Annotated in this window: 24 protein-coding genes; 8 read left to right on the plus strand and 16 right to left on the minus strand. The window is 67.0% G+C overall.

Annotated features, from left to right (window positions below; all coding sequences use genetic code 11):
- The first annotated feature begins 4 nt into the window (after positions 1–4).
- The 3 genes from ACN0WF_RS05655 to ACN0WF_RS05665 are packed head-to-tail and all read left to right on the plus strand — an operon-like array spanning position 5 to position 2,782.
- Positions 5–886 carry a F0F1 ATP synthase subunit gamma gene (locus ACN0WF_RS05655; RefSeq protein ID WP_417771826.1) on the plus strand — a complete coding sequence of 294 codons (882 nt, stop codon included), beginning with the start codon at positions 5–7 and terminating at the stop codon, positions 884–886.
- A gap of 24 nt (positions 887–910) precedes the next feature.
- Positions 911–2,350, plus strand: a complete 1,440-nt coding sequence (gene atpD / locus ACN0WF_RS05660) for a F0F1 ATP synthase subunit beta (RefSeq protein WP_417771827.1) — start codon at positions 911–913, stop codon at positions 2,348–2,350.
- A 24-nt stretch (positions 2,351–2,374) separates the two neighbouring features.
- Positions 2,375–2,782, plus strand: coding sequence for a F0F1 ATP synthase subunit epsilon (locus ACN0WF_RS05665; protein WP_417771828.1), 408 nt, complete (start codon positions 2,375–2,377; stop codon positions 2,780–2,782).
- A 199-nt stretch (positions 2,783–2,981) separates the two neighbouring features.
- Here ACN0WF_RS05665 and ACN0WF_RS05670 read toward each other — a convergent pair whose 3' ends face one another.
- From ACN0WF_RS05670 to ACN0WF_RS05695, 6 genes are all read right to left on the minus strand, one after another.
- A complete protein-coding gene (locus ACN0WF_RS05670; RefSeq protein WP_417771829.1) occupies positions 2,982–3,824 on the minus strand; it encodes a fumarylacetoacetate hydrolase family protein in 843 nt (280 codons plus the stop codon).
- A 29-nt stretch (positions 3,825–3,853) separates the two neighbouring features.
- Complete coding sequence (locus tag ACN0WF_RS05675) at positions 3,854–4,588, minus strand: SDR family NAD(P)-dependent oxidoreductase (RefSeq protein WP_417771830.1); 735 nt, start codon at positions 4,586–4,588, stop codon at positions 3,854–3,856.
- A 163-nt stretch (positions 4,589–4,751) separates the two neighbouring features.
- Positions 4,752–5,582, minus strand: a complete 831-nt coding sequence (locus ACN0WF_RS05680; RefSeq protein ID WP_417771831.1) for a GntR family transcriptional regulator — start codon at positions 5,580–5,582, stop codon at positions 4,752–4,754.
- A gap of 39 nt (positions 5,583–5,621) precedes the next feature.
- The gene (locus ACN0WF_RS05685; RefSeq protein ID WP_417771832.1) at positions 5,622–6,509 is read right to left on the minus strand and encodes an NAD(P)-dependent oxidoreductase; all 888 of its coding nucleotides are present in this window, start codon (positions 6,507–6,509) and stop codon (positions 5,622–5,624) included.
- Between the two features lie 19 nt (positions 6,510–6,528).
- A complete protein-coding gene (gene denD / locus ACN0WF_RS05690; protein WP_417771833.1) occupies positions 6,529–7,515 on the minus strand; it encodes a D-erythronate dehydrogenase in 987 nt (328 codons plus the stop codon).
- 105 nt (positions 7,516–7,620) lie between these two features.
- Complete coding sequence (locus ACN0WF_RS05695; protein ID WP_417771834.1) at positions 7,621–9,456, minus strand: IlvD/Edd family dehydratase; 1,836 nt, start codon at positions 9,454–9,456, stop codon at positions 7,621–7,623.
- 353 nt (positions 9,457–9,809) lie between these two features.
- Here ACN0WF_RS05695 and ACN0WF_RS05700 point away from each other — a divergent pair, with 353 nt between their 5' ends.
- Entirely contained in the window at positions 9,810–10,409 is a 600-nt protein-coding gene (locus ACN0WF_RS05700; protein ID WP_417771835.1) for an RBBP9/YdeN family alpha/beta hydrolase, read from the plus strand.
- On the opposite strand, the gene ACN0WF_RS05705 is transcribed toward ACN0WF_RS05700, so the two are convergent.
- Both ACN0WF_RS05705 and ACN0WF_RS05710 read right to left on the minus strand, forming a co-directional pair.
- Positions 10,373–10,882, minus strand: a complete 510-nt coding sequence (locus ACN0WF_RS05705; RefSeq protein WP_417771836.1) for a GNAT family N-acetyltransferase — start codon at positions 10,880–10,882, stop codon at positions 10,373–10,375. The two genes, ACN0WF_RS05700 and ACN0WF_RS05705, sit on opposite strands and share 37 nt — an antisense overlap.
- Positions 10,879–11,496: a 2-hydroxychromene-2-carboxylate isomerase gene (locus ACN0WF_RS05710; RefSeq protein WP_417771837.1), complete on the minus strand. Its 618-nt coding sequence runs from the start codon at positions 11,494–11,496 to the stop codon at positions 10,879–10,881. The genes ACN0WF_RS05705 and ACN0WF_RS05710 overlap by 4 nt, the downstream gene beginning before the upstream one ends.
- A gap of 227 nt (positions 11,497–11,723) precedes the next feature.
- On the opposite strand from ACN0WF_RS05710, the gene ACN0WF_RS05715 reads away from it, so the two are divergent.
- Together ACN0WF_RS05715 and ACN0WF_RS05720 are read left to right on the plus strand one after the other, a co-directional pair.
- Complete coding sequence (locus ACN0WF_RS05715) at positions 11,724–12,020, plus strand: helix-turn-helix domain-containing protein (RefSeq protein WP_417771838.1); 297 nt, start codon at positions 11,724–11,726, stop codon at positions 12,018–12,020.
- An 89-nt stretch (positions 12,021–12,109) separates the two neighbouring features.
- Positions 12,110–13,831, plus strand: a complete 1,722-nt coding sequence (locus ACN0WF_RS05720; protein ID WP_417771839.1) for a SulP family inorganic anion transporter — start codon at positions 12,110–12,112, stop codon at positions 13,829–13,831.
- A gap of 12 nt (positions 13,832–13,843) precedes the next feature.
- Here the strand turns inward: ACN0WF_RS05720 and modC are convergent, their stop codons facing one another.
- The 8 genes from modC to ACN0WF_RS05760 all read right to left on the minus strand — a co-directional run bounded on the left by modC (position 13,844) and on the right by ACN0WF_RS05760 (position 21,025).
- Positions 13,844–14,941, minus strand: coding sequence for a molybdenum ABC transporter ATP-binding protein (gene modC, locus ACN0WF_RS05725; RefSeq protein ID WP_417771840.1), 1,098 nt, complete (start codon positions 14,939–14,941; stop codon positions 13,844–13,846).
- Positions 14,938–15,633 carry a molybdate ABC transporter permease subunit gene (gene modB / locus ACN0WF_RS05730; RefSeq protein WP_417771841.1) on the minus strand — a complete coding sequence of 232 codons (696 nt, stop codon included), beginning with the start codon at positions 15,631–15,633 and terminating at the stop codon, positions 14,938–14,940. The genes modC and modB overlap by 4 nt, the downstream gene beginning before the upstream one ends.
- Positions 15,634–15,736: 103 nt before the next feature.
- Complete coding sequence (modA, locus tag ACN0WF_RS05735; protein WP_417771842.1) at positions 15,737–16,531, minus strand: molybdate ABC transporter substrate-binding protein; 795 nt, start codon at positions 16,529–16,531, stop codon at positions 15,737–15,739.
- Positions 16,532–16,651: 120 nt separating this feature from the next.
- The gene (locus tag ACN0WF_RS05740; RefSeq protein ID WP_417771843.1) at positions 16,652–17,032 is read right to left on the minus strand and encodes a winged helix-turn-helix domain-containing protein; all 381 of its coding nucleotides are present in this window, start codon (positions 17,030–17,032) and stop codon (positions 16,652–16,654) included.
- Between the two features lie 135 nt (positions 17,033–17,167).
- Positions 17,168–17,656: a DUF992 domain-containing protein gene (locus ACN0WF_RS05745; RefSeq protein ID WP_417771844.1), complete on the minus strand. Its 489-nt coding sequence runs from the start codon at positions 17,654–17,656 to the stop codon at positions 17,168–17,170.
- A 243-nt stretch (positions 17,657–17,899) separates the two neighbouring features.
- Complete coding sequence (gene pdxH, locus ACN0WF_RS05750; protein ID WP_417771845.1) at positions 17,900–18,538, minus strand: pyridoxamine 5'-phosphate oxidase; 639 nt, start codon at positions 18,536–18,538, stop codon at positions 17,900–17,902.
- Positions 18,539–18,653: 115 nt separating this feature from the next.
- Positions 18,654–19,508 carry a universal stress protein gene (locus ACN0WF_RS05755; RefSeq protein ID WP_417771846.1) on the minus strand — a complete coding sequence of 285 codons (855 nt, stop codon included), beginning with the start codon at positions 19,506–19,508 and terminating at the stop codon, positions 18,654–18,656.
- 32 nt (positions 19,509–19,540) lie between these two features.
- Positions 19,541–21,025 (minus strand): SulP family inorganic anion transporter, encoded by a 1,485-nt coding sequence (locus ACN0WF_RS05760; RefSeq protein WP_417771847.1) that lies wholly within the window; start codon positions 21,023–21,025, stop codon positions 19,541–19,543.
- Between the two features lie 386 nt (positions 21,026–21,411).
- On the opposite strand from ACN0WF_RS05760, the gene dnaK reads away from it, so the two are divergent.
- Positions 21,412–23,334, plus strand: coding sequence for a molecular chaperone DnaK (gene dnaK / locus ACN0WF_RS05765; RefSeq protein WP_417771848.1), 1,923 nt, complete (start codon positions 21,412–21,414; stop codon positions 23,332–23,334).
- Between the two features lie 159 nt (positions 23,335–23,493).
- Entirely contained in the window at positions 23,494–24,381 is an 888-nt protein-coding gene (locus tag ACN0WF_RS05770; RefSeq protein ID WP_417771849.1) for an FkbM family methyltransferase, read from the plus strand.
- Positions 24,382–24,383: the final 2 nt, after the last annotated feature.

The raw sequence follows: 24,383 nt of genomic DNA on the forward strand, positions 1-24,383 counted from the left end.
GGCCATGCCGAGCCTGAAGGACTTACGAAACCGGATCGCCTCCGTTAAGGCGACGCAGAAGATCACCAAGGCCATGCAGATGGTGGCCGCGGCGAAGCTGCGTCGCGCGCAGGAGGCGGCCGAGGCCGCGCGGCCCTATGCGGAGCGTATGGAGGCGGTGCTCGCCAACATCGCCACCGCATTCGAGGGGCGTGACGACGCACCGCGCCTCTTCGCCGGGACCGGCAAGGACGACGTGCACCTGCTCGTCGTCGCCACGGCGGAGCGCGGCCTGTGCGGCGGCTTCAACTCCTCGATCGCCAAGCTGGCGCGCGAGCGGGCAAAGACGCTGATCGCGCAGGGCAAGACGGTGAAGATCGTCTGCGTCGGCAAGAAGGGCTTCGATCTTCTGAAGCGCGATCTCGCGAGCCACATCATCCAGACCGTGGAACTGCGGCATGTGAAGCGCGTCGCCTTCGAGAACGCAGACGAGATCGGCGATCTCGTTCGCAAGATGTTCGATGCGGGCGAGTTCGATGTCTGCACTCTGTTCTACGCACGGTTCCAGTCGGTGATCAGCCAGATCCCGACGGCGCAGCAGCTCATTCCGGTGACCTTCGACAAGTCGGCATCCGAGAGCGAAGAGGCGGCCACGCTCTACGAGTACGAGCCGGACGAGGCGGAGATCCTCGAGGATCTTCTCCCGCGCAACATCTCGGTGCAGATCTTCCGGGGTCTTCTTGAGAATGCGGCTTCCGAGCAGGGTGCGCGTATGAGCGCGATGGACAACGCCACGCGCAACGCCGGTGACATGATCAACAAGCTGACGCTCAACTACAACCGTCAGCGGCAGGCTCAGATCACCAAGGAGCTGATCGAAATCATCTCGGGCGCCGAGGCGCTCTGACCGGATCGAGACGAGGATAGCAATATGGCTGACAAAGCAGTCGGGCGGATCACTCAGGTCATCGGCGCCGTGGTCGACGTCAAGTTCGACGACCACCTGCCGCCGATTCTCAACGCCCTTGAGACCGACAACAACGGCAACCGCCTCGTGCTTGAGGTGGCCCAGCATCTCGGCGAGCACACGGTTCGCACCATCGCCATGGACGCGACCGAAGGTCTCGTTCGCGGCCAGAAAGTCGTCGACACCAACGAGCCGATCTCGGTTCCAGTCGGTGCAGGCACGCTCGGCCGCATCATGAACGTCATCGGCGAGCCGGTCGACGAGGCTGGCCCGATCGTTCACGAGACGAAGCGCGGCATCCACCAGGAAGCCCCGAGCTTCACCGAGCAGTCCACCGAGGCGGAAATCCTCGTGACGGGCATCAAGGTCGTCGACCTGCTCGCGCCGTACGCCAAGGGCGGCAAGATCGGCCTGTTCGGCGGCGCCGGCGTCGGCAAGACCGTGCTCATCATGGAGCTGATCAACAACATCGCCAAGGCGCACGGCGGCTACTCCGTCTTCGCCGGTGTGGGTGAGCGTACCCGTGAGGGCAACGATCTCTACTGGGAGATGATCGAGTCCAACGTGAACCGCGATCCCAAGGAGCACGACGGTTCGACCGAAGGTTCCAAGTGCGCGCTGGTTTACGGCCAGATGAACGAGCCCCCCGGAGCCCGTGCCCGCGTGGCGCTGACCGGCCTCACCGTCGCCGAGCATTTCCGTGACGAAGGCCAGGACGTGCTGTTCTTCGTCGACAACATCTTCCGCTTCACGCAGGCGGGTTCGGAAGTGTCGGCGCTTCTCGGCCGTATTCCCTCGGCCGTGGGCTACCAGCCGACGCTCGGCACCGACATGGGTGCGATGCAGGAACGCATCACCACCACGACCAAGGGGTCGATCACCTCGGTGCAGGCCGTCTACGTGCCGGCCGACGATCTGACCGATCCGGCGCCGGCCTCGACCTTCGCCCACCTTGACGCCACGACGGTTCTCAACCGTTCGATCGCCGAGAAGGGCATCTACCCGGCCGTGGATCCGCTCGATTCGACCTCGCGTATCCTTGATCCGCGCATCATCGGCGACGAGCACTACGAGACGGCCCGTGCCGTGCAGGCGACCCTGCAGCGCTACAAGGCGCTCCAGGACATCATCGCCATTCTCGGCATGGACGAGCTCTCGGAAGAGGACAAGCTCACCGTGGCGCGCGCCCGCAAGATCGAGCGCTTCCTCTCGCAGCCGTTCTTCGTTGCCGAGATCTTCACCGGTTCGCCGGGCAAGCTCGTTGCGCTCGAAGACACGATCAAGGGCTTCAAGGGCCTGGTCGACGGCGAGTACGACCACCTCCCGGAGGCGGCCTTCTACATGGTCGGTTCCATCGATGAGGCGATCGAGAAGGCGCAGCGTCTGGCGGCCGAAGCGGCCTAACCAAACCAGGAATAGAGGACCGATATGGCCGCAGCATTCCAGTTCGAGCTCGTTTCGCCGGAGCGCCTGCTCGTCTCCGAGGAGGTGACGCAGGTGGTCGTGCCGGGAAGCGAGGGCGAGTTCGGCGTCATGGCCGGTCACGCGCCGTTCGTTGCAACGCTGCGCCCGGGGTTCCTCAAGGTTTCCCGGACGGGCGGTGACGAACTCGACTTCTTCGTCCGCGGCGGCTTCGCCGAGGTCGGCGCGAATGGTCTGACCGTTCTGGCCGAGCGTGCGATCAAGAGCGAGGAACTCCACGCGGAGGAAATCGCCAAGCAGATCCGCGACGCGGAAGAGGACGTCAAGGATGCCTCCGACGAGGCCGTTCGCGACAGGGCCTTGCAGACGCTCCAGCAGCTTCGCGATGTCGAGGCAGCGCTGAAGTCGCTCTGAGCCGAGCCACCAGCCAGTAATATCAAACGCCCGGGAGCACCGCTCCCGGGCGTTTTTCGTTGGGCAGCCTTCCTGAGTGGACGCGGCGCGCCTGCGAGGGCACAAAAAAAGGGCGCACCGGCGAGGCGGTGCGCCCAAGGGGGCAGTGCAGTGCGGTCCGGGCGCCGCGCGGCACCCGGGAAAGCGGAAAAGTCGTGGCTCAGGCGGCGACGACCGTCTGGCGCTGTGACCCGAGGCCGGCGATGGAAAGCTCCATCACGTCGCCCGGCTTCAGGTACTGAGGCGGCTTCATGCCCATGCCGACGCCCGGAGGCGTGCCGGTGGAAATGACGTCGCCCGGCATCAGCGTCATGAACTGCGACAGGTAGGAAATCACATGCGGCACGTTGAAGATCAGCGTGTTGGAATTGCCGGTCTGGCGGCGCACGCCGTTGACGTCCAGCGTCATGTCGAGATTGTGCGGGTCGGCAAGCTCGTCGCGGGTCACGAGCCAGGGGCCGAGGGGGCCGAAGGTGTCGTGGCTCTTGCCCTTTGTCCACTGGCCCGACCGCTTGGTCTGGAAGTCACGCTCGGAAACGTCGTTCATGATCGCGTAGCCGGCAACATGGTCCATCGCATCGGCTTCGCTGACGTATTTGGCCCGCTTGCCGATGATCACGGCAAGCTCGACCTCCCAATCGAGCGCCGACGAGCCGCGCGGCATCTCGACATCGTCGTTGGGGCCGCAAAGGGCGTTGAGCGCCTTGGCGAAGATGATCGGTTCACTCGGCGGCTCGGCGCCGGTCTCCGCCGCGTGGTCGGAGTAGTTGAGGCCGATGCAGATGATCTTCTGCGTGCCGCCGACGCAGGGACCGATGCGCGGGGCGCCGGAAACCGCGGGAAGCGACAGCGGATCGATGGCGGCGAGGCGGGCAAGGCCATCGCTCGACAGCACATCGCCGGCGATGTCGGCAACGGTGCCGGAGAGATCGCGGATCGAGCCGTCGGAAGCGAGGATCCCGGGCTTTTCCTGGCCCGCGGGGCCGTAGCGCAACAGTTTCATTTCACGTGTCCTGCTGGTTTGGATGAGGGTCAGTAGACGGCACGGCCGCCGGAAATGTCAAAGACGGCGCCGGTCGAGAAGGAGCAGTCCGCCGAAGCCAGCCAGGCGATCATGGCGGCGGCCTCCTCGGGCTCGAGGAAGCGCTCCATCGGGATCTTCGACAGCATGTAGTCGATATGCGTCTGGGTCATCTGGTCGAAGATGGGCGTGCGGGCGGCGGCCGGCGTGATGCAGTTGACGGTCACGCCTGCCTTGGCCAGCTCCTTGCCGAGCGACTTGGTCAGCGCGATCAGCCCGGCCTTCGATGCCGAATAGTGGGAGGCGTTGGGGTTGCCCTCCTTGCCGGCGATGGAGGCAACGTTGACGATCCGCCCGTAGCCACGTTCGATCATCCCCGGCACCAGTGCGCGGCAGGTCAGATAGGGAGCCACGAGATTGACCTCGAGCGTCCGTCGCCAGATCTCGGGCTCCAGCTCCCACGTGACGCCGTTGCCGCCGGTAATGCCGGCGTTGTTGACGAGGATGTCGATATCGCCGGCAGCCTTCGCCGCTGCGGCGACGGCGGTTTCGTCGCTCAGCTCGACCTGGCGGCCACTTGCCTTCGGCCCGAGCGCGGCGACCGCCTTGTCGAGCGCGTCGGCGTTGATGTCCCAGGCGACGACGTCCGCGCCGCTGTCGATGAAGCGACGGGCTGCGGCAAAGCCGATGCCCTGGGCCGCCCCCGTGATTACGGCACGGCGGCCGTTCAAGTCGATCGTGTTCATGGCACCTCCTCCCTCGGCGCGATTCTCCCGCGTCCACATAATCACAATGTATACATTATGAAAAGGGCGCGCCGTGCGATTTCGCACGCGACGAAGTCACGGCAGCGAAAGGAAAAAGCCGGCTTGCTTGAGCGCTCGCGAGAGGCAGGCAAGCGGCAATGGATCAACTCGGCGCGCCGATGGCCGACTGGCCGCGCAACAGCGACAGCAGCATGGTGTCGGCCCGGTCGCGATGACGCTGGTGCAGCAGGCTCGTCCTGGCCTCGTCGCCGGCGCGGATGGCGGCGAGGATCTCCCGGTGCTCGGCGTCGGAAAGCACCGGCAGCGGCCGCAGCTTCACGATGGCGATGCGGGCGCGGTACTGCATGTCCCAGAGCTGACGCAGCATGCCCTGCAGGCGCGGATTGCCGCAAAGCGCGACGAGCTCGGAATGGAAGATGTCGTCGAGCTCCGACCATTGCTCGATGTCGCCGCGCAGCGTCGCCCGTTCCATCTGGGAGAGGATGCCGTCGAGCCGGTCGTGGTCGGCGTCGCTGATGCCGCGACGGGCGGTGAGCTGCGCCGCCTTGACCTCCAGCGCCGAGAAGACCTCGTAGATCTGCTGGATTTCCTCGATGGAGAGCGCCTTGACGGTGATGCCGTGACGCGGGCGCACCTCGACGAGGCCCTCCTCCTCGAGGCGGATCAGCGCCTCGCGCACCGGGGTGCGGCTCAACGACAGGAGATTGGCGACCTCGGTCTCGAGCAGCGTCGTGCCCGGCGGCAGGCGGCCCTCGAGGATGCGGTATCTCAGCTCGTGATAGGCGCGGTCACGGGCCGGAAGCTTGGAGATGCCCTGAAGGCTCGGCCGGGCGCGCACGCTGACGGGAGAGCCGGCCGACTTGTCGCTGCCTGCCGCGCCCGAGGGCGCCGCGCGCGCCTGCCCGCGGCGTGCCGGTCCCTTGGCTCCGGCCCGTCCGTTGTCGCCGTCCTTGTCCTTCCGCTCTTCCCGCACGCGGTTCCCCGACTTCTTATTGTGCCTGGCGGCGGCGTCCTAGCGCCCGATGCCGTTGAGCCGGGCAACAATCGCCGCGATCTCCGGCAGGTAGTCTTCGCCATGACCGGTTGCCTCCGCGGTGGCATAGCTGTTCTTGACCGCGGAGGAAACATGCGAGGCGATGCCGCTTTCGTTGGCGAGACCGACGACGTAGCGCATGTCCTTGTGGGCGTTGCGCAGGGCGAAGCGGTGGGCATTCTTGTCGCCATGCACCACATGGCGCATGAACGTCTGGAAGAAGCCGCAATCCATGCGCCCGCCGCCGACGACGGCCTCGACCGTCGCCGCGTCGATCCCGTTGCGCGCGCCGATGGCCAGCGCCTCGGCATAGAGCGCGCCATAGCCGAGCGAGAGGAAGTTGTTCACAAGCTTCATCGTGTGGCCGGCGCCGACATCGCCGACGCGCACGACCTTGGTGGCGAAGGTGGACAGGATCGGTTCGAGCCTGGCGAAGAGGTCTTCCGGCGCCCCGGCCATGACGTCGAGCGTGCCTTCCCAGGCTTCGGCCGGGGTGCGCGACAGCGGCGCGTCACACAGCGCGCCGCCGGCCTCCGCCATCCGTGCGGCAAGCGCGCGGGTGGAGACCGGGTTGGCGGTGCTGCAATCGACCACCGTCTTGCCCTCGGCGCCGGCGGCAAGGATCTCGCCGACGGCGCGCTCCACCTCCGGGCTGCCGGGCAGGCACAGGAAGATCACCTCGCTGCGGGCGGCGAGCTCGGCGATATCGCCGGCCTCGAACGCGCCGCGTGCGACGAGATCCTCGACCGGGGCGCGGTTGCGGTGTGCGAGAACGGCGAGGGGATGCCCCTTCTCCACCAGATTCTTCGCCATGCCGTGGCCCATCAGGCCGACGCCGATGAAGCCGATAGCAGCCTTTTCCGTCATGCCGCGCCCCTTCCCTGGTTCAGTTTGCCGTCTTGCTCACGTCCTCGCTGGCGATATGCGCGCGAATGATGCTCTCGAAATCGGCGTCGGCGGTGAAGCCGACCTCTTCCGCCCGCGCGGCGACGAAGTCGCGCGGCCAGCCCTCGACGATCTTCACGATCTGCGGATCGCGCTCGCGCCGGATGAGCTTGACCACGTCGTCGCCGGCGACCTTGCGCAGCGCCTCGATCATTTCCGCAACGGTGACCGAGAGCCCCGGCATGGTGAGGGTGCGCCGGTCGCCGAGGACGCTCGTGTCCATCGTCGCCGCATGGACGAGGAAGCCGACGGCCGCAGCCGGGCTCGCCACCCAGTGACGCACGCCGTCCTCGACCGGAAGGATCGCCTCGATCCCGGCGAGCGGCTCACGGATGATGCCGGAGAAGAAGCCCGAGGCCGCCTTGTTGGGCTTGCCGGGGCGCACGACGATGGTCGGAAGGCGGATGCCGATGCCATCGACGAAGCCCTTGCGGGTGTAGTCGGACAGGAGCAGCTCGCCGATGGCCTTCTGCGCGCCGTAGCTTGTCAGCGGCGCGGTGAAGAAGGTGTCGTCGATCTTCTCGGGGAAAGGTGCGCCGAAGACGGCGATGGAGGAGGTGAAGACCAGCCGCGGCACATAGTCGTCGCCCTGGTGGCGCACGGCCTCCAGCAGGTATCGGGTGCCATCCATGTTGATGGCGTAGCCCTTGTCGAACTCGACCTCGGCCTCGCCGGAAACGATCGCCGCGAGATGGAAGATCACATCGGGCCTGCCGGCGACGAAGGTTTTCACCGTCGCCTCGTCGGCAACATTGCCTGCCGCCGCCTCGATGCGCGGGCCGCCCGTGCGCGCGGCGAGCTGGGGCTCGACCACGTCGACGGCGTGAATGGTGTCGATTGTCTTGCCGCCGAGCGTTCCCTCGGCAATCAGCTTTTCGGCGAGCCTCCGGCCAACCATTCCGGCGGCTCCGATAATCAGGATGCGCATGGGCGCCCTTCCCCTTCCGTTTCAGTCATTCGACGTCTGTTGAACTTCGCGTTTCGCGGTCTGCCTCCTGCCCGTGCTTGTCCGGCGGGCAAGAGGCGTTGGTTGTCAGTGATTGTCGCGCGGCACCCTCGGCATGGTGCCGTCGGCCCCGCCCTGGGCGATCCGCTGATACTTCACCGCCGGTTCCAGCACCATGCCCGCCTCGAGCTGCGCGACGATGCCGCGCTGGATCTCCTGCCAGGGGGTCTGGTGCGCCGGATAGACGTAGCCGCCGGCCTCCTCGAGCGCCTTGCGCCGGTTCGCCAGCTCCTCGTCGGAGATGAGGATGTTGGCCGTGCCCTTGTTGATGTCGATGCGCACCCGGTCGCCGGTGCGCAGCAGTGCCAGCCCGCCACCGGCAGCCGCCTCGGGTGAGGCGTTGAGGATCGACGGCGAGCCGGAGGTGCCCGACTGGCGGCCGTCGCCGATGCACGGCAGCGCCGTGACGCCGCGCTTGAGGAGGTAGTCGGGCGCGCGCATGTTGACGACCTCGCCGGCGCCCGGATAGCCGATCGGGCCGGTGCCACGCATGAACAGCACCGAAGTCTCGTCGATCGCGAGGGCCGGGTCGTCGATGCGGGCGTGATAATCCTCCGGTCCGTCGAAGACGATCGCCGGCCCCTCGAAGGCCATCGGGTCATCCGGGTTGGAGAGATAGCGGTCGCGGAACTCCTGGGTGACCACGGAGAGCTTCATGATGGCGGAATCGAAAAGATTGCCGCGCAGCACCCGGAAACCGGCCGCTTCCTTCAGCGGCTTGTCGAAGGGAACGATCACCTTCTCGTCGAGCACTTTCGCATCACGGCAGTTGTCGCCGATGCTCCGGCCGTTGACGGTCATCGCATCTTCCTCGATCAGCCCCTGCTGCATCAGCAGGTTGACGACCGCGGGCACGCCGCCGGCGTGATAATAGTCCTCGCCGAGATATTCTCCCGCCGGCTGCATGTTGACCAGCAGCGGGATCTTCTCGCCGTGCGTCTGCCAGTCGTCGATGGACAGGTCCACGCCGAGGTGGCGGGCGATGCCGTTGAGGTGGATCGGCGCGTTGGTCGAGCCGCCGATGGCGGAGTTGACCCGGATCGCGTTGAGGAACGCCGCGCGGGTCATGATGTCGGTCGGCTTCAGGTCCTCATGCACCATGTCGACGATGCGCAGGCCCGTGCGATAGGCGGCCTCCTGGCGGTCGCGATAGGGGGCGGGGATCGCCGCGCCACCGGGGAGCTGCATGCCGAGGACCTCGGTCAGCGAGTTCATCGTCGAGGCGGTGCCCATGGTGTTGCAATAGCCGGTCGAGGGGGCGGACGAGGCGACCAGCGCGACGAAGCCCTCATAGTCGATCTCGCCAGCGGCCATCATCTCGCGGGCCTTCCACACGATGGTGCCCGACCCGGTGCGCTGCCCGCGGAACCAGCCGTTGAGCATCGGCCCGACCGACAGGGCTATGGCGGGAATGTTGACCGTCGCCGCCGCCATCAGGCAGGCCGGGGCTGTCTTGTCGCAGCCCACGGTCAGCACGACGCCGTCGAGCGGATATCCGTAGAGCACCTCGACGAGGCTCAGATAGGCGAGGTTGCGGTCGAGCGCGGCGGTCGGACGCTTGCCGGTCTCCTGGATCGGGTGTACGGGAAACTCGATGGCGATGCCGCCTGCCTCGCGGATGCCCTCGCGCACGCGCTTGGCCAGCTCCAGATGGTGCCGGTTGCACGGCGACAGGTCCGAGCCGGTCTGGGCGATGCCGATGATCGGCTTGCCGGATTGCAGTTCCTCCTGGGACAGGCCGTAGTTCAGGTAGCGCTCGAGATAGAGCGCGGTCATGTCCGGGTTGGAGGGATTGTCGAACCAGGCGCGCGAGCGCAGGTTGGATGTCTTGGGCGCTTTGCTCTTGTCGTGCGCGTTGCTCATGGTGTCTCCGGCGTGTCGGCTGCGGCTACGGTTTTACCCGTCGGCTATCGACAATGTATACAAACTTTCATCAAGTGCAAATTTCGTCTCTCCGCTGCTTTCCCTGCGCCGAGAGGGGGCGAATATCCTTGTAAAATTGCATGAAACCGCCGTGAAAAGGCTGTCCCGTGCTCACAGGATGTCGCGACCTTGGGACAGTGGACCTGTCCTTTTGGTTTCTGTGGATACGTTGTTCCTTATGTCCCTGAGGTGGGTTTCCGGGAGGTTCAGGCTTTCTCACTTCAGCACCGGCGACGGCTCGGATAAGCGTCGATCCTGGACGTTGCGGGCAAGCACGGCGAGGGAGATGCGACATGGTGGCGACAATCGTGGTTCCGGGCATCGGCGGTTCGGGGGAGGCGCACTGGCAGACGGTCTGGGAGCGCCGCGACCGCGACTTCAGCCGGTTCGCCCCTTCGGACTGGGACAGGCCGGAACTTGGCGACTGGATCGACGCGCTCGAGCGTGCGGTGGAGGAGGCACGGGCGCGCTCCGGCGCGCCGCCGTTGCTGCTCGCCCACAGCCTCGCCTGCCTGCTGGTGCCGCACTGGGTGGCGGCGCGGGCGAGGTCGAACGAGGGGGCTGCGCCGATTGCCGGCGCGGTCCTCGTCGCCGTGCCCGATCCCGCCGGCCCGGTTTTCCCGGCAGAAGCAGCCTCCTTCGCCGGCGCGCCGGACGATCCGTTGCCTTTTCCCTCGCTCGTCGTGGCAAGCGAGTCCGATCCCTACGGCGATCTCGACTATTGCCGCGCACGCGCCGATTACTGGGGCGCGAGCTTTTTCGTCGCCGGGCCGCTGGGCCACATCAACGGGGCCAGCGGTCTGGGTGACTGGCCGCAGGGGTTTGCGCTGTTCGAGGCCTTTCGGGCCATGCTCGCCTATCGGCGATCCGCGGCCTCGAGCCTCAGGACGTAGCTTTTCCAGGGGGCTTGCTCGGCGATCCGGTCGTAGAGCCTGAGGGCGGATCGGTTCTCCTCGGGCACGAGCCAGCGCAGGTGCACCCAGCCACGCGACCTGCCCTGCGCCGCGACCGCCGAAACGAGCCTTTCGGCAAGACGCCGGCCGCGCGCCCCGGACGCGACGAAAAGGTCGTCGAGCTGGCCCGCGCGTCCCGACGAGATCGCCTCGGGAAGGTCGAAGTAGAGCGCGAAGCCGACGAGCATCTCCGCGTCGAAGGCACCGAGGATGTGGGCGAGCGGGTCGGCAAGCAGGCGCGCAGCCGCTGCTTCCTCGGCAGCCGTGCCGGCGGCGGCGGTTGCCGACCCGTTCCGCATCTCCTGGCCATAATCCGCCAGCAGGCGGGCGAAGGCCGGCGTGTCGTCCAGCGCTAGCGGGCGCAGGGTGAGCTGTCCCGACCGGTCTTCGCCGCCGTTCTCGCCGCGTGTCACCAGCCGCCTCGCCGGATCCAGTCCTCCATCATTGCCATGCGGTCGGCGCCAAAGAAGGGTTCGCCGTCGACGACGAAGAAGGGCGAGCCGAAGATGCCGCGCGCCACCGCTCCTTCGCCGATCTCCCTGGTACGGGCCTTCAGCCCCGGCGCGTCCAGCGCGGCGAGAACGGCGGCGCGGTCAGCGCCGAGCGCGGCGCAGATGTCGGCGACGTCCTGTGCGTTGCCGGCATCCTTCTCACCCCGATAGTAGCTGGCGAACATGGCAGCCGCGAAGCGCCGGGCAAGATCCGGTGCTTCCTCCTCGAGGTGATAGAAGGCCCGCGTCGCGGCCAGCGCGACCGTCGGATGCCCGGACGGGGGAGAAAAGGGGACGCCATGCAGGCGGGCGAGGCGCTGCCAGTCGCGCAGGGCGTAATCGCTCTTCAGCGGCGTCGAGGACAGTCCGCGCGCGCCGGTCGCCTTGAAGGCGGTGCCGAGCATGTAGGGGCGCCAGAGCACCGGCCGGCCAACACGTTCGGCCAGTGCGTCGATGCCGAGGGCCGCGAAATAGGCGTATGCCGAACCGAAGTCGAACCAGAATTCGATGGCGCCATCCGGCGTGTGTGCGTCCATGAGGCGTGCATCCCTGTCTCGTGGGCCCGCGTTTCAGGCACCAGGCGAAGCGTGGCGCGTGCGTCGCGTCGGCGCAATTGAAAAACCTTGCAGGTCGCGCGAGGTGTGCTCGGGGCGGGGGAGCCGTCTCGATGGGTGAATTTGGTATCTGAAATAAGGATATTGATATCTCAGATATCATTATGTAGATGTGAAGCGTTACTCTTAAAGCTGGAGCCGCAGGCCGCATGATCACCGCAGCTCAGATGCGCGCCGCGCGCGCCCTTCTCGGCATTGACCAGAAGACGCTTGCCGAGCGGGCCGGCGTCTCGGTGCCGACGATCCAGCGCATGGAGGCGAGCGGCGGCCAGGTGCGCGGTGTTGTCGATACGCTGGCCAAGGTCGTCGAGGCGCTGTCCCGCTCCGGCGTCGAACTGATCGGTGACAATGCGGCGAGCGTTTCCGGTGGCCGCGGCGTGCGCCTCGTCGAGGCGAGCCCGTCCGCACCGGCCCCCAACGACCTTTCCCCGTCCAGCTCAGGCTGAGACCGGCAGAACCACCAGACCACCCGCGACGGCGACCGCCGAGACGACCGACGATCCCGCCGCCTCTTCAAGAAGGCAGCCGGACTGACATGACTGAAAAGCGTTCCGCTCCCTCCGTTTCCGACGAGCCGGGTTTCGTTGACCTGTTCACACCGAAGCTGGTTTCCGTCCTGCGCGAGGGCTACACCGCCGCCCATCTGAAGGCGGATGCCGTCGCCGGGCTGACGGTCGCCATCGTCGCGCTGCCGCTGTCCATGGCGATTGCCATCGCCTCCGGCGCGACGCCGGCCCAGGGGCTCTACACGGCGATTGTCGGCGGCTTCTTCGTCTCGCTGCTCGGCGGCAGCCGTTTCCAGATCGGCGGGCCGGCTGGCGCCTTCATCGTGCTCGTGGCGGGAACGGTCGCGCAGCACGGCATGGAGGGCCTGATCCTCGCCACGTTCCTCTCGGGCCTGATGCTCGTCGCCGCCGGCTTTCTGCGGCTTGGCACCTACATCAAGTTCATCCCCTATCCCGTGACAGTGGGGTTCACGGCGGGCATTGCCGTGATCATCTTCGCAAGCCAGCTGAAGGAGCTTTTCGGCCTGACGCTGGTCGGCCCGGAACCCGGACCGCTGCTGGCGAAGTTGCCCGTCCTCTACGAGGCCCTGCCGAGCCTCGAGCCCGCGAGCCTCGGGCTGGCGCTGGTCACCATCGTCATCATCGTCGGCCTCAAGCGGGTGCGCCCGCACTGGCCGGGCATGCTGATCGCGGTGGTGCTCGCCGGTCTCGCGACCTGGGGGCTCGATCTGCCGGTCGCCACCATCGGCTCGCGCTTCGGCGGGATTCCGAGCGGCCTGCCAGCGCCGTCGCTGCCGGATTTCTCGGTTGAGCGGATCGCCGCGATCCTGCCGAACGCCATCGGCTTCACCTTGCTTGGGGCCATCGAATCGCTGCTGTCGGCGGTCGTCGCCGACGGCATGACCGGTCGCCGCCACCGCTCCAACTGCGAGCTCGTCGGGCAGGGTGTCGCCAACGCGGCCTCCGCGCTTTTCGGCGGCATTTGCGTCACCGGCACCATCGCGCGCACCGCGACCAACGTGCGCTCAGGCGCGCATGGGCCGGTCTCCGGCATGCTGCACTCCGCCTTCCTGCTGGTGTTCATGCTGGTCGCCGCGCCGCTGGCCCAGTATGTGCCGCTTGCCAGCCTTGCCGGGCTTCTGGCGGTGGTTGCCTGGAACATGATCGAGAAACACGCCATCCGCACGCTGCTGATGACGTCGCGCGGCGATGCCATCGTGCTGCTGGCGACCCTGGGGCTCACCATCTTCCGCGATCTCACCGAGGCGATTGTCGTCGGCTTTGCGCTGGGCTCGGTGCTGTTCATCCACCGCATGTCGAAGGCGGTGGCGGTGGAGCGGCACACGCCGCTGGTGGCGGAGGACCGCGCCGACGATGCCAATGGTGACCGCAAGCCCTATGACGAGGGGGTGACCAACGATCCGGACGTGGTGGTCTACCGCATCACCGGCGCGTTCTTCTTCGGCGCCGCCGCCTCCATTGGCTCGGTGCTCGACCGCATCGCCGACACGCACAAGGCGCTGGTGCTCGATTTCGCCGCCGTGCCCTTCCTCGATTCGACGGCGGCCAACACCATCCGCGGTCTCGCCGACAAGGCGGCGCGGAGGGGCGTGCGCGTCGTGCTCACCGGCCTGCGCAAGGAGGTGAAGCGCGACCTCGCCGCCCAGGGCATCTGCCCGCCGCTGGTCGACTTCGAGGCAAATGTCGCGGATGGGCTGAGGGTTGCCCACGCCGCCGTCGCGACCGCCTGAACAGGCGGTCGCTCAGGCGATCCAGACGTCGCTCGGGGCGATGGCGACGGACTTCAGGATGGCGTGGCACTCCAGGCCGGGGGCAAGGCGCAGCGCCTCGGCCGAGCGGCGGGTGACGCGGGCCAGGAGCAACGCCCCGCCGCAGTCGAGCCGCACAACGACGCCGGGACCCTCGCCCCGCCGCAGCGCGGTGATCCGCACGGGCAGCACGTTGAGGGCCGAAAGGCCCGTCGGCGCGTCGCGCGCCAGGATCACGTCATGGGCCTGCACGCGCACGCGCACGTTCGTGCCTTCCGGGGCGTCGAGTTGCGGCAGCAGCAGTCGTCCGCCGGCGATGGCGATCTCGCTGAGACCGTCGGCATGGTGCTCCAAGATCATGCCCGCCAGCACCGCACCGGCGTCGCGCACGCCAAGCGCCGGCACGGCGGCAGGGTCGGTCAGCACATCGACCGGCGGTCCCGCGCGCGTCACCTTTCCGTCCTGCAGCATGACCACGGTCGAGGCCAGCCGGGCGACCTCGGCGACCGAGTGGCTGACATAGAGGATCGGGACTTCGGTTTCCTGTGTCAGTCTTTCCAGAAACGGCAGGATTTCTTCCTTGCGCGCCTCGTCGAGCGCCGCCAGCGGTTCGTCCATGAGCAGCAGTTTTGGGCGGGCGAGCAGCGCCCGGCCGATGGCGACGCGCTGTTTCTCGCCGCCCGACAGCGTCGCCGGGCGGCGGGCGAGCAGATGGTCGATGCCGAGCAGGTGCACGATCCGCTCGAAACCCGCCTCGCTCTCTTGCCTGGCACCGCGTGACGAGAAAAAGCGCCCGTAGGACAGATTCTGGCAGACGGTGAGATGCGGAAACAGCCGCCCCTCCTGGAAGACGTAGCCGATGCGCCTGCGATGCGGCGGCAGGAAGGCGCCCGTTTCGCGATCGAAGAGCGTCATGCCGTTGACCCGCGCGTGACCGCCGTCCGGCTTCAGCAGGCCGGCGATGGCGTTGACCACGCTGGTCTTGCCCGAGCCGGAGCGACCGAAGAGCGCCGTGACGCCGTCGGGGGCGTCGAAGGCGACGTCGAGGGAGAAGCCCGGGAAGGCGTGGCGGATGGCGACGGAGATGCTCATGAGCCGCGTATCCTGCTGGCGATGGAGCGGCCGACCCATTCGGACAGCAACAGAGCTGTCATGGAGATGACGATGGAGACGCCGACAAGACGCGCGGCCGAGGTCTCGCCGCCGGGCACTTGCAGGAAGGCATAGATCGCCGAGGGCAGGGTCTGGGTCTGGCCGGGGATGTTGGACACGAAGGTGATGGTCGCCCCGAATTCGCCCATCGCCTTGGCGAAGGCGAGGATCGCCCCGGCGACGACGCCGGGCAGGATCAGCGGCAGCGTCACCGTGGCGAAGACCAGCGGGCGCGACGCCCCCAGCGTTCCCGCCGCTTCCTCCAGCTTCGGGTCGACCGCCTCGATGGCGAGGCGAATGGCGCGCACCATCAGCGGAAAGGCCATGATGCCGGCCGCCAGCGCCGCCCCGGTCCAGCGAAAGGCGAAGACGATGCCGAAGGCCTGGTCGAGAAACGCGCCCACCGGCCCCTTGCGCCCGAAGGTCATCAGCAGCAGATAGCCGGTGACCACCGGCGGCAGGATCAGGGGGAGATGCACGAGGCCGTTCAGGAGCTGAAGCCCGAAAAAGCGTCCGCGCGCCAGCAGAAGGGCAACGGCGACGGCGAGCGGCAGGCTCACGAGCGTGGCCCAGAAGGACACGCGCAAGGACAGCGCCACCGCGCTCCATTCCTCCGGGCTCAGGAAATCCATTCGACCTCGATCACCTGTCTGGACCTGCGCCGTCCGGAACACCCGCTCCGGGCGGCGCCTGTTTCGTGTCATGACGCGCGCGAACGTGAAAGGGCGGGGATCGTCAGTCGAGGACGACGAAGCCCTGCCGCTCGAAGGCCTTGCGCGCTTCCGCGCCCCTCAGGAACGCCAGCGCCTTTGTCGCCGCCGGCGTGTTGGCCTCCTGCGTCAGCGCGGCAGGATAGATGATCGCGGGGTGGGTGTCGGCGGGAAAAGTGGCGACGACGGTCACGTTGTCGTCGGCCGCCGCGTCGGTCGCGTAGACGATGCCATACGGCGCCTCACCGCTGGAAACGAGGGCGAGTGCGGCGCGCACATTGTCGGCCTGCGCCACGCTCGGTTCGACGGCGTCCCAAAGCCCGAGACTTGTCAGCGCTGCCTTGCCGTAGATGCCGGCCGGCACCGCGTCGACCAGTGCCATGGCCAGCCGTCCCTCTCCAAGGAGGCCGGGGAGATCCATGTCGCGGGCGATCTCGACCGGGCCGGCATCCTTGCCATGGGCGATGAGGACGATGGAATTGGCGAGCAGGTCGACCCGGGTGTCGGCCCGGATCAGGCCGTCGGCGGCAAGCGTGTCCATCCATTTGACGTTGGCCGAGATGAAGAGATCGGCCGGCGCCCCGGCCTGGATCTGGCGGGCAAGTGCCGAGCTTCCGGCAAGCGAAACGACGAGCCTGTCGCCGGTGGCGGTGGCGAAGGCCGGGGCGATTTCGTCCATGGCATTCTTGAGGCTCGCGGCAGCGAAGACGGTGATGTCGTCGGCGCGGGCATCGTTCCCGGTCCCGCCAAGTCCGCAAGCAAGGGCGAAGGCGAGAATTCCGGCGCGCAGGCTTGCCGAGGAGGGGAGCTTCAGGGACATGTGGCGTCTCCGGATTGCGAGGATTCGATATGTACGGATGGAAATATCGCTTCACGTCGAATGGAGTGCAACCGTTATTTCCGTCCGTACATATCGATGTGATCGAAAGCGGCTGGCCGATCAGCCGGAAGAGGTGCCGCCGCCGGCGCCGCGCGCCATGGCCCTGAGTTGGGCGATCTCGTTGCGGCCCGCCTCGCGGGCCTTCGCCTCCAGCCTGCGATAGAGATCGAGTGCCCTCTCGCCGTCCGCTGTCAGCCGTGCACCGCCGCCCGCCGCCCCGCCGCGGCTGCTGTGCACCAGCGGCAGCTCGAACATGCCGTTCATTTCTTCCACCAGCGTCCAGGCGCGCTTGTAGCTCATGCCCATGCGGCGGCCGGCAGCGGCGATGGAGCCGGTCTCGGCGATGCCCTCGAGAAGGTCCGCCTTGCCGGGGCCGAAGGCGGTGTCGGGCTCGAAGACCAGCCGCAGCCTGACGCCGGGAGGTGTGGTGTCGCGTGTCATGGCCCGTTGGTACCGCCGCCGCGCGGGCTTGTCATCCGCCGCGGAAAACTTACTGCTCCCACGAAAAAGGGTGGCGGGCCTCTCCGGCCCGCCACCCTCATCGAACATTTGTCAGTCTGTCGGTCGAATGCCGGCTCAGTTGGTGTACTTCAGCACCAGCGAGGTGACGCCGATGGTCAGGTTGGTGCCGGTCTGGGACTCGATGCTGAGCGGGTTGAGCGCGATCGACTTGTCGAGGCCGCCGATCAGAGCGTTGGCCTTCAGGCCCGCACCGAGGCTCGCGCCAGCGGTTACACCCGCATATTTTCCTGCCAGAGCGCCGGGGTCGGTGTCCGCGGCGGGAGCCAGAACACCCCAGACGAGCGTTGCATCACGCTGCGTGCCGATGTCGAGGCCGAACTCGTGGCTTTCGCCACTGTAGAAGGCCGTCGGACCGCCATTGGCGGGCTGGTACGTGCAGGCAAGCGTGTTGCTGCCGCCGATGATGAAGTTGCTTTCACCCTCGACGTTGCAGGTCAGCTTGCCGATCTCGACGCCCGGCTTCGAACTCTGCGCGAAGGCGAGGGGCGAGGAAACGATAAGGGCGAGAAGGGCGGTTCCGGCAAGGCCGATGGTCCGACGCATGAAGTCCTCCGATGGTTGCGGCATGCCTGTAGCGGCGGCCGCGTTGGGATGTTGTGTCGATAACGGATGGATGCGGAAAAGGTTTCATCCGCGCGGGCAGGTTTTCGACGGGACCGCGCTTTTTATGTGCGGTGGTACACTTGTGAATGCCAGTCCCTGCGACGCTGTGTCCGCGGGGCGTGTCGAGCGTGGCTCGCGAGAAAAATGCCCAGGCCGGCGGATCTTCCGGTCCGGGCGCGGTTGTCAGGGATAGAAACGCTCGGTCGTCCACGAGCCGTCCGGCTGGTCGCGGCGGAAGATGTGGCGGTCATGCAGGCGGAAGGGGCGGTCCATCCAGAACTCGATGTAGAGCGGACGGATGCGATAGCCGGTCCAGTACGGCGGCCGGGGAACCTCGCCGATGCCGAAGCGCAGGGCCTGCTTGGCGACGGCCTTTTCCAGGGCGAACCGGCTTTCCAGCGGCCGCGACTGCTGGCTTGCCCAGGCGCCGATGCGGCTGTCGCGCGGCCGCGAAGCGAAATAGGCGTCCGCCTCCGCCTCGGTGACCAGTTCCACCGGTCCGCGAAAACGGACCTGTCGGCGCAGTGACTTCCAGTGCAGCACGCCGGATGCCTGCATGTTCTGCGCAAGCTCCTGGCCCTTCTGTGATTCGGTGTTGGTGTAGAAGACGAAGCCGCGCTCGTCATATTCCTTCATCAACACCATGCGCACGTCCGGCAGCCCGTCGCTGCCGGCGGTGGCGATGGCCATCGCATTGGGGTCGTTCGGCTCCTTGCGTTCCGCCAGAGCCAGCCATTCGCCGAAGATCGCGAAGGGATCGCCCTGCGAGATCTGTTTTTCGAGCGCGTCGGGGCTGGCGGCGGTGTCGGTCTCGGCGGTCATCCTGCAAGATCATCCTGTGCTGGTCGGCGGCCGGGCCGCCGTGCAAAACGCTGCAACGACTTATATCGCAGCCGCGCGCTCCTGCCACCCTCGCTCGCCGCAGGAGGGGCGAGCATCAGCGCAGCAGAAGCACCGGGATCTTGCAGGAGCGCACCATCTCCGTGGTGGTCGACCCGATGATCAGCGAGCGGATGCGCGAATGGCCGTAGGCACCCATCACCAGAAGATCGATGCCTTCCTGCTCCACTTCCTCCGCAATCGCCTTGTCGGGCTGGCCCGAGCGAAAGGCGAAGCTTGCCGCGTGACCACCGGCCGACAGCGTCGCGACGGCGCCTTCCAGGCGGCTGCGGGACTCGGGCGTATCCGCGCCGACGGTCAGCAGGCGGATGTCGAGACCGGCAAGGACGGAGCTGCGCGCCACATGGTCGACCGCCTTGAGGCTGCTCGCGCCGCCGTCGAAGGCGATGAGCACGCGCTTTATTGGGCGGAAGGCGCGAGCGGCGACGAACACCGGCTTGCTGGCGGCACGCACGATGCGCTCGAGATTCGACCCCAGATGCAGCCTGGCGAAATCGGCGGCTTCGCCGCGCTTGCCGAGGACGATGGCGTCCGCATCCGCCTCGGTTTCCTCCAGCGTCTCCAGCAGGTCGCCCGCGCGCAGGCGCGTCGTCACGGTCTGCGCGCCCGAGGCGCTCAGGCTGGCGGCGGCGTCATCCAGGATAGCGCGGCCGCGCGCCTGCGACAGCTTGGCCATGCGCTCGTCGAGCTCGGAGAGCTCGTTGAGCAGCGTGGTGCGGGCGCCGAGCGCGATGCTGCCGGAAAGGTTTGCCGCGCCGCCTTCCGCCTGGCGGCGGCCGATGACATGCAGCGCCTCGACGGAGGCACCGGTGCGGGCGGCTATCCAGCCGGAGAGTTCGCACACGCTTTGCGAATAGAGCGATCCGTCGACGAGGGCGACCAGTTTGCGCATCGGATGTCCTTTCCCAGCTCTCGGGCGTGGCGTCAGTGGCCCATCAGGCGCTCGAGCGCGCCCGGCTTGTCGTGGATGGCCAGCTTGTCGACGATGGTCTCGCTGGCTGCATTGATGCCGACGATCTCAACCTCGGCGCCCTCGCGGCGGAATTTGAGCACCACCATGTCGAGCGCGGCAACCGACGAAATGTCCCAGATGTGGGCGCGGCTGACGTCGATGGTGACCTTTTCCAGCACCTCGCGGAAGTCGAAGGCGGCGGAGAAGGCCTCGGCCGAGGCAAAGAAGACCTGGCCCTCGACCACATAGGTGCGCGCCTTGCCGTCCGGCGACAGCGTCGAGGTGATGCGGAAGATCTGGGCGATCTTGCCGGCGAAGAAAATGCCGGAGAGCAGCACGCCAATGAGGACGCCGATGGCCAGATTGTGGGTGGCGAGCACGCCCGCGACCGTGGCCAGCATGACAACGGAGGAAGAGCGCGGGTGGTCCTTGAGGTTCTTGATCGAGGACCAGCTGAACGTGCCGATCGACACCATGATCATGATCGCGACCAGCGCCGGCATCGGGATGCGGGCGACCCATTCGCCAAGCGCGACGATGAGGACGAGCAGGATCGCGCCGGCGCAGAAGGTCGAAAGCCGTCCGCGACCGCCGGATTTCACGTTGATCATCGACTGGCCGATCATGGCGCAGCCTGCCATGCCGCCGATGAAGCCGGAGGCGATGTTGGCGACGCCCTGGCCGACGCACTCCTGATTGCGGTCGCTCGGCGTGTCGGTGAGCTCGTCGATGAGCGAGGCGGTCATCAGCGATTCCAGCAGGCCGACGACAGCGACCGCGGCCGAATACGGGAAGATGATCATCAGCGTGTCGAGGTTGAGCGGGATGTCGGGCAGCAGGAAGACCGGCAGGGAATCCGGCAGATCCCCCATGTCGCCGACGGTGCGCACGTCGAACCCGAAGGCCATGGTCGCGGCAGTCAGAACCAGGATGCAGATGAGCGGCGAGGGGACCGCCGTGGTCAGCTTGGGAAACAGGTAGATGATGGCGAGGCCGGCGGCGACCATGACATAGGTCAGCCAGGACACGCCGGTGAGCTCGGGCAGCTGCGCCAGGAAGATAAGGATGGCCAGCGCGTTGACGAAGCCGGTCATCACCGAGCGCGAGACGAAGCGCATCAGCCCGCCCAGCCGGGCGTAGCCGGCACCGATCTGCAGCACGCCGGCCAGCACGCTGGCGGCGAGCAGATACTGCAGGCCGTGATCGCGCACCAGCGTCACCATCAGCACGGCGGTGGCGGCGGTGGCGGCGGAGATCATGCCCGGCCGGCCGCCGACAAAGGCCGTGACGACGGCGATGCAGAAGGAGGCGTAGAGGCCGACCTTGGGATCGACGCCGGCGATGATCGAAAAGGCGATGGCCTCGGGGATCAGGGCGAGAGCGACGACAAGGCCGGCGAGAACGTCGCGGCGGACGTTTCCGGTCCACTGTGCGCGATAGGCGGAAAGGGAGAACATGGCGGGTCCGTGGCGGCTCTTGTCCGTTGCGCGAAACGCGCAAGCTGACGGGCGGGGCTCGGGGCCGCGACGTCAAGAGAGGGGCCGCGGGGGCAAGCGGTCTCGATATCCGTATTTCTGCTGCGATGCAACAGCCGCAGCCTTGCGCGGTTCCCAGGCCTGCTTGACGCCGCCCGCGCCGGGGGCGCGCCGAATGCCTGCCTCAGCCAGCCTTGCGATGCGGGCGGGCCCAACATATATAGCGTTCACGTCATGTCGCCGGGCTGCCCGAAGCTGCGGACACGCCAAAGGCGACAGCTCTGGACGTTTAGAAAAGACGTTTCGAGAATAGGAACCGGTCCGATGCCGTAACGGGTCCGACCGGTTTGCTGGAAAGGAAGGACAACATGGCAAAGGTCATCGGTATCGACCTCGGCACGACCAACTCGTGCATCGCCGTCATGGACGGCAAAGCCCCCAAGGTTATCGAAAATTCGGAAGGCGCCCGTACGACGCCGTCGATGGTTGCGTTCAACGACGACGGTGAGCGCCTCGTCGGCCAGCCGGCGAAGCGCCAGGCGGTGACGAACCCGACGGGCACGCTCTTCGCGGTGAAGCGCCTCATCGGCCGCCGCTACGACGACCCGACCGTCGCCAAGGATAAGGACCTGGTTCCTTACACCATCGTCAAGGGTGGCAATGGCGACGCCTGGGTCGAAGCGGAAGGCGAGAAGTACTCCCCCTCGCAGGTCTCCGCCTTCATTCTTCAGAAGATGAAGGAAACCGCCGAAAGCTATCTCGGCGAGAAGGTCGAGCAGGCGGTCATCACCGTTCCGGCCTATTTCAACGACGCCCAGCGTCAGGCCACCAAGGACGCGGGCAAGATCGCCGGCCTCGAGGTGCTGCGCATCATCAACGAGCCGACGGCGGCAGCGCTTGCCTACGGTCTCGACAAGAACGACGGCAAGACCATCGCGGTCTATGACCTCGGCGGCGGCACCTTCGACGTCTCGATCCTCGAGATCGGCGACGGCGTGTTCGAGGTGAAGTCCACCAACGGCGATACGTTCCTCGGCGGCGAGGACTTCGACATGCGCCTGGTCGATTATTTCGCCTCGGAGTTCAAGAAGGACCAGGGCATCGACCTCAAGGGCGACAAGCTTGCCCTGCAGCGCCTCAAGGAAGCTGCGGAGAAGGCCAAGATCGAGCTGTCGTCCTCGTCGCAGACCGAGATCAACCTGCCGTTCATCACGGCCGATGCCTCGGGCCCGAAGCACCTGACGATGAAGCTCACGCGCGCCAAGTTCGAGAGCCTCGTCGAGGATCTCGTGCAGCGCACGATCGATCCCTGCAAGGCGGCTCTCAAGGATGCCGGCATCGCGGCCGGCCAGATCGACGAGGTCGTTCTCGTTGGCGGCATGACCCGCATGCCGAAGATCCAGGAGGTCGTCTCGACCTTCTTCGGCAAGGAGCCGCACAAGGGCGTCAACCCGGACGAAGTCGTGGCCATGGGCGCCGCGATCCAGGCCGGCGTTCTGCAGGGTGACGTCAAAGACGTGCTGCTGCTCGACGTGACGCCGCTGTCGCTGGGCATCGAGACGCTGGGTGGCGTGTTCACCCGCCTGATCGACCGCAACACGACGATCCCGACGAAGAAGAGCCAGACCTTCTCCACCGCCGAGGACAACCAGACAGCGGTGACGATCCGCGTGTTCCAGGGCGAGCGCGAGATGGCGGCCGACAACAAGATGCTCGGCCAGTTCGATCTGGTCGGCATTCCGCCGGCACCGCGCGGCGTGCCGCAGGTCGAGGTGACCTTCGACATCGACGCCAACGGCATCGTCAATGTGTCGGCGCGTGACAAGGGCACGGGCAAGGAGCAGCAGATCCGCATCCAGGCCTCGGGCGGTCTCAGCGATGCCGACATCGAGAAGATGGTCAAGGACGCCGAGGCGCATGCGGACGACGACAAGAAGCGCAAGGAGCTTGTCGAGGCCCGTAACCAGGGCGAGGCTCTCGTCCATTCGACCGAGAAGTCGCTGAAGGACTATGGCGACAAGGTCTCGGCTGAGGACAAGGGTGCCATCGAGCAGGCTGCAGAGACGCTGAAGTCGGCGCTTGGCACCGAGGATCTCGAGGACATCAAGGCCAAGACCCAGGCTCTGGCCGAGGTCTCCATGAAGCTCGGCGAAGCCATGTACAAGGCAGCCCAGGCCGAGGAGGACGGCGAGGCCTCCTCCGAGACCGAGGATGCCCCCAAGGCCGATGACGATGTTGTGGACGCGGACTTCGAGGAAGTGCGCGACGACGACGACAAGAAGTCGGCCTGACTGGCCAACTGACCGGGAAAGCGGCGTTCTTCCGAAAGGAGGGGCGCCGTTTTCCGCATTGAGGCGGAAGGGCCGGCGCGCCCGTCCGCCCGCGGTCCGGTCCGGCACCGCCGTGTGTGGCGGCGCCCGGGCCGGTAAGCCGGGAAAGGTTCCGGGGGCATGAAACTGCGTTCGCTCGATCCGCCATTTGGCACCTACGCCCTGCCCTGGCCGGCCGAAGGTCTGCGTCGGCTGGCCGCGCGCATGCCGGCGAACCGTGCCGGGCGCATGCTGGTGTCGGCCTTGCGCAAGATCAGCGTCGGTCGCAGCGCCGGCCCGATCGATGTCGCCGAGGTGTTTCCGACCATCGGTGCGCGGCTCTACCCGACGACCAACCGCTGCGAGAAGCGCGCCGTCGCCGGTGCGCAGCACTTCGACCCCGAGGAGCGCGAGGCGCTTGCCCGTGCTTTTGCGGCATCGTCGTCTGCCCCCTTCGTTTTCGTCGACCTCGGCGCCAACGTCGGCCTCTACAGCCTCTGGATGGTGTCCGTGGCGCGGCAGGCGGGGCGCGACGTTGTCGGTCTGGCGGTCGAGCCGGATCCGGTGACCCGCGCCCGACTGGAGGGAAACCTCTCGGCCTCCGGCGTCGACTGCGTGATGGTCGCGGCTTGCGCGGTCGGCGAGACGGCGGGGCGCGGTGCCATCGTCGCCCATGACGGCAACCGCGGCGAACACCGGGTGCGCGATGCCGGCACCGACGAGGAGGGCACCTTCGAGGTGCTTCCGGTACAGGAAATCTGCGCGCGCCACGGGATCGCCCGGATCGATGCGATGAAGATCGATCTGGAAGGGCATGACGAGGCCGCACTTCGTTCGATGTTTGCAGGCGCGCCGCCAACGCTGTGGCCGGACCTGATCGTGGTCGAGGCGGGCAAGGGCCGGGAGCTACCCTCCGTCGTGCGCGTCTGTCTCGACAATGGATACGAACTTGATCGCCGCACGCGGCTGAATGCGCTTCTGGTGCGCGCGCCGCACGAAACGGGCGTTCGCGCCGGCGGCGAAAGCTGATG

The sequence above is a fragment of the Stappia sp. genome (assembly GCF_048268045.1).
Lineage (GTDB): Bacteria > Pseudomonadota > Alphaproteobacteria > Rhizobiales > Stappiaceae > Stappia.

What these genes read in the sequence shown, in the direction of transcription:
- pdxH (WP_417771845.1), bottom strand. Translation starts at nt 18,538, where the DNA reads ATGACCGCCGAGACCGACACCGCCGCCAGCCCCGACGCGCTCGAAAAA.
- modC (WP_417771840.1), bottom strand. Translation starts at nt 14,941, where the DNA reads ATGAGCATCTCCGTCGCCATCCGCCACGCCTTCCCGGGCTTCTCCCTC.
- modB (WP_417771841.1), bottom strand. Translation starts at nt 15,633, where the DNA reads ATGGATTTCCTGAGCCCGGAGGAATGGAGCGCGGTGGCGCTGTCCTTG.
- ACN0WF_RS05695 (WP_417771834.1), bottom strand. Translation starts at nt 9,456, where the DNA reads ATGAGCAACGCGCACGACAAGAGCAAAGCGCCCAAGACATCCAACCTG.
- ACN0WF_RS05760 (WP_417771847.1), bottom strand. Translation starts at nt 21,025, where the DNA reads ATGTTCTCCCTTTCCGCCTATCGCGCACAGTGGACCGGAAACGTCCGC.
- ACN0WF_RS05720 (WP_417771839.1), top strand. Translation starts at nt 12,110, where the DNA reads ATGACTGAAAAGCGTTCCGCTCCCTCCGTTTCCGACGAGCCGGGTTTC.
- ACN0WF_RS05655 (WP_417771826.1), top strand. Translation starts at nt 5, where the DNA reads ATGCCGAGCCTGAAGGACTTACGAAACCGGATCGCCTCCGTTAAGGCG.
- ACN0WF_RS05755 (WP_417771846.1), bottom strand. Translation starts at nt 19,508, where the DNA reads ATGCGCAAACTGGTCGCCCTCGTCGACGGATCGCTCTATTCGCAAAGC.
- modA (WP_417771842.1), bottom strand. Translation starts at nt 16,531, where the DNA reads ATGTCCCTGAAGCTCCCCTCCTCGGCAAGCCTGCGCGCCGGAATTCTC.
- denD (WP_417771833.1), bottom strand. Translation starts at nt 7,515, where the DNA reads ATGCGCATCCTGATTATCGGAGCCGCCGGAATGGTTGGCCGGAGGCTC.
- ACN0WF_RS05770 (WP_417771849.1), top strand. Translation starts at nt 23,494, where the DNA reads ATGAAACTGCGTTCGCTCGATCCGCCATTTGGCACCTACGCCCTGCCC.
- ACN0WF_RS05745 (WP_417771844.1), bottom strand. Translation starts at nt 17,656, where the DNA reads ATGCGTCGGACCATCGGCCTTGCCGGAACCGCCCTTCTCGCCCTTATC.
- ACN0WF_RS05665 (WP_417771828.1), top strand. Translation starts at nt 2,375, where the DNA reads ATGGCCGCAGCATTCCAGTTCGAGCTCGTTTCGCCGGAGCGCCTGCTC.
- ACN0WF_RS05675 (WP_417771830.1), bottom strand. Translation starts at nt 4,588, where the DNA reads ATGAACACGATCGACTTGAACGGCCGCCGTGCCGTAATCACGGGGGCG.
- ACN0WF_RS05670 (WP_417771829.1), bottom strand. Translation starts at nt 3,824, where the DNA reads ATGAAACTGTTGCGCTACGGCCCCGCGGGCCAGGAAAAGCCCGGGATC.
- ACN0WF_RS05715 (WP_417771838.1), top strand. Translation starts at nt 11,724, where the DNA reads ATGATCACCGCAGCTCAGATGCGCGCCGCGCGCGCCCTTCTCGGCATT.
- ACN0WF_RS05710 (WP_417771837.1), bottom strand. Translation starts at nt 11,496, where the DNA reads ATGGACGCACACACGCCGGATGGCGCCATCGAATTCTGGTTCGACTTC.
- atpD (WP_417771827.1), top strand. Translation starts at nt 911, where the DNA reads ATGGCTGACAAAGCAGTCGGGCGGATCACTCAGGTCATCGGCGCCGTG.
- ACN0WF_RS05700 (WP_417771835.1), top strand. Translation starts at nt 9,810, where the DNA reads ATGGTGGCGACAATCGTGGTTCCGGGCATCGGCGGTTCGGGGGAGGCG.
- ACN0WF_RS05740 (WP_417771843.1), bottom strand. Translation starts at nt 17,032, where the DNA reads ATGACACGCGACACCACACCTCCCGGCGTCAGGCTGCGGCTGGTCTTC.
- ACN0WF_RS05685 (WP_417771832.1), bottom strand. Translation starts at nt 6,509, where the DNA reads ATGACGGAAAAGGCTGCTATCGGCTTCATCGGCGTCGGCCTGATGGGC.
- dnaK (WP_417771848.1), top strand. Translation starts at nt 21,412, where the DNA reads ATGGCAAAGGTCATCGGTATCGACCTCGGCACGACCAACTCGTGCATC.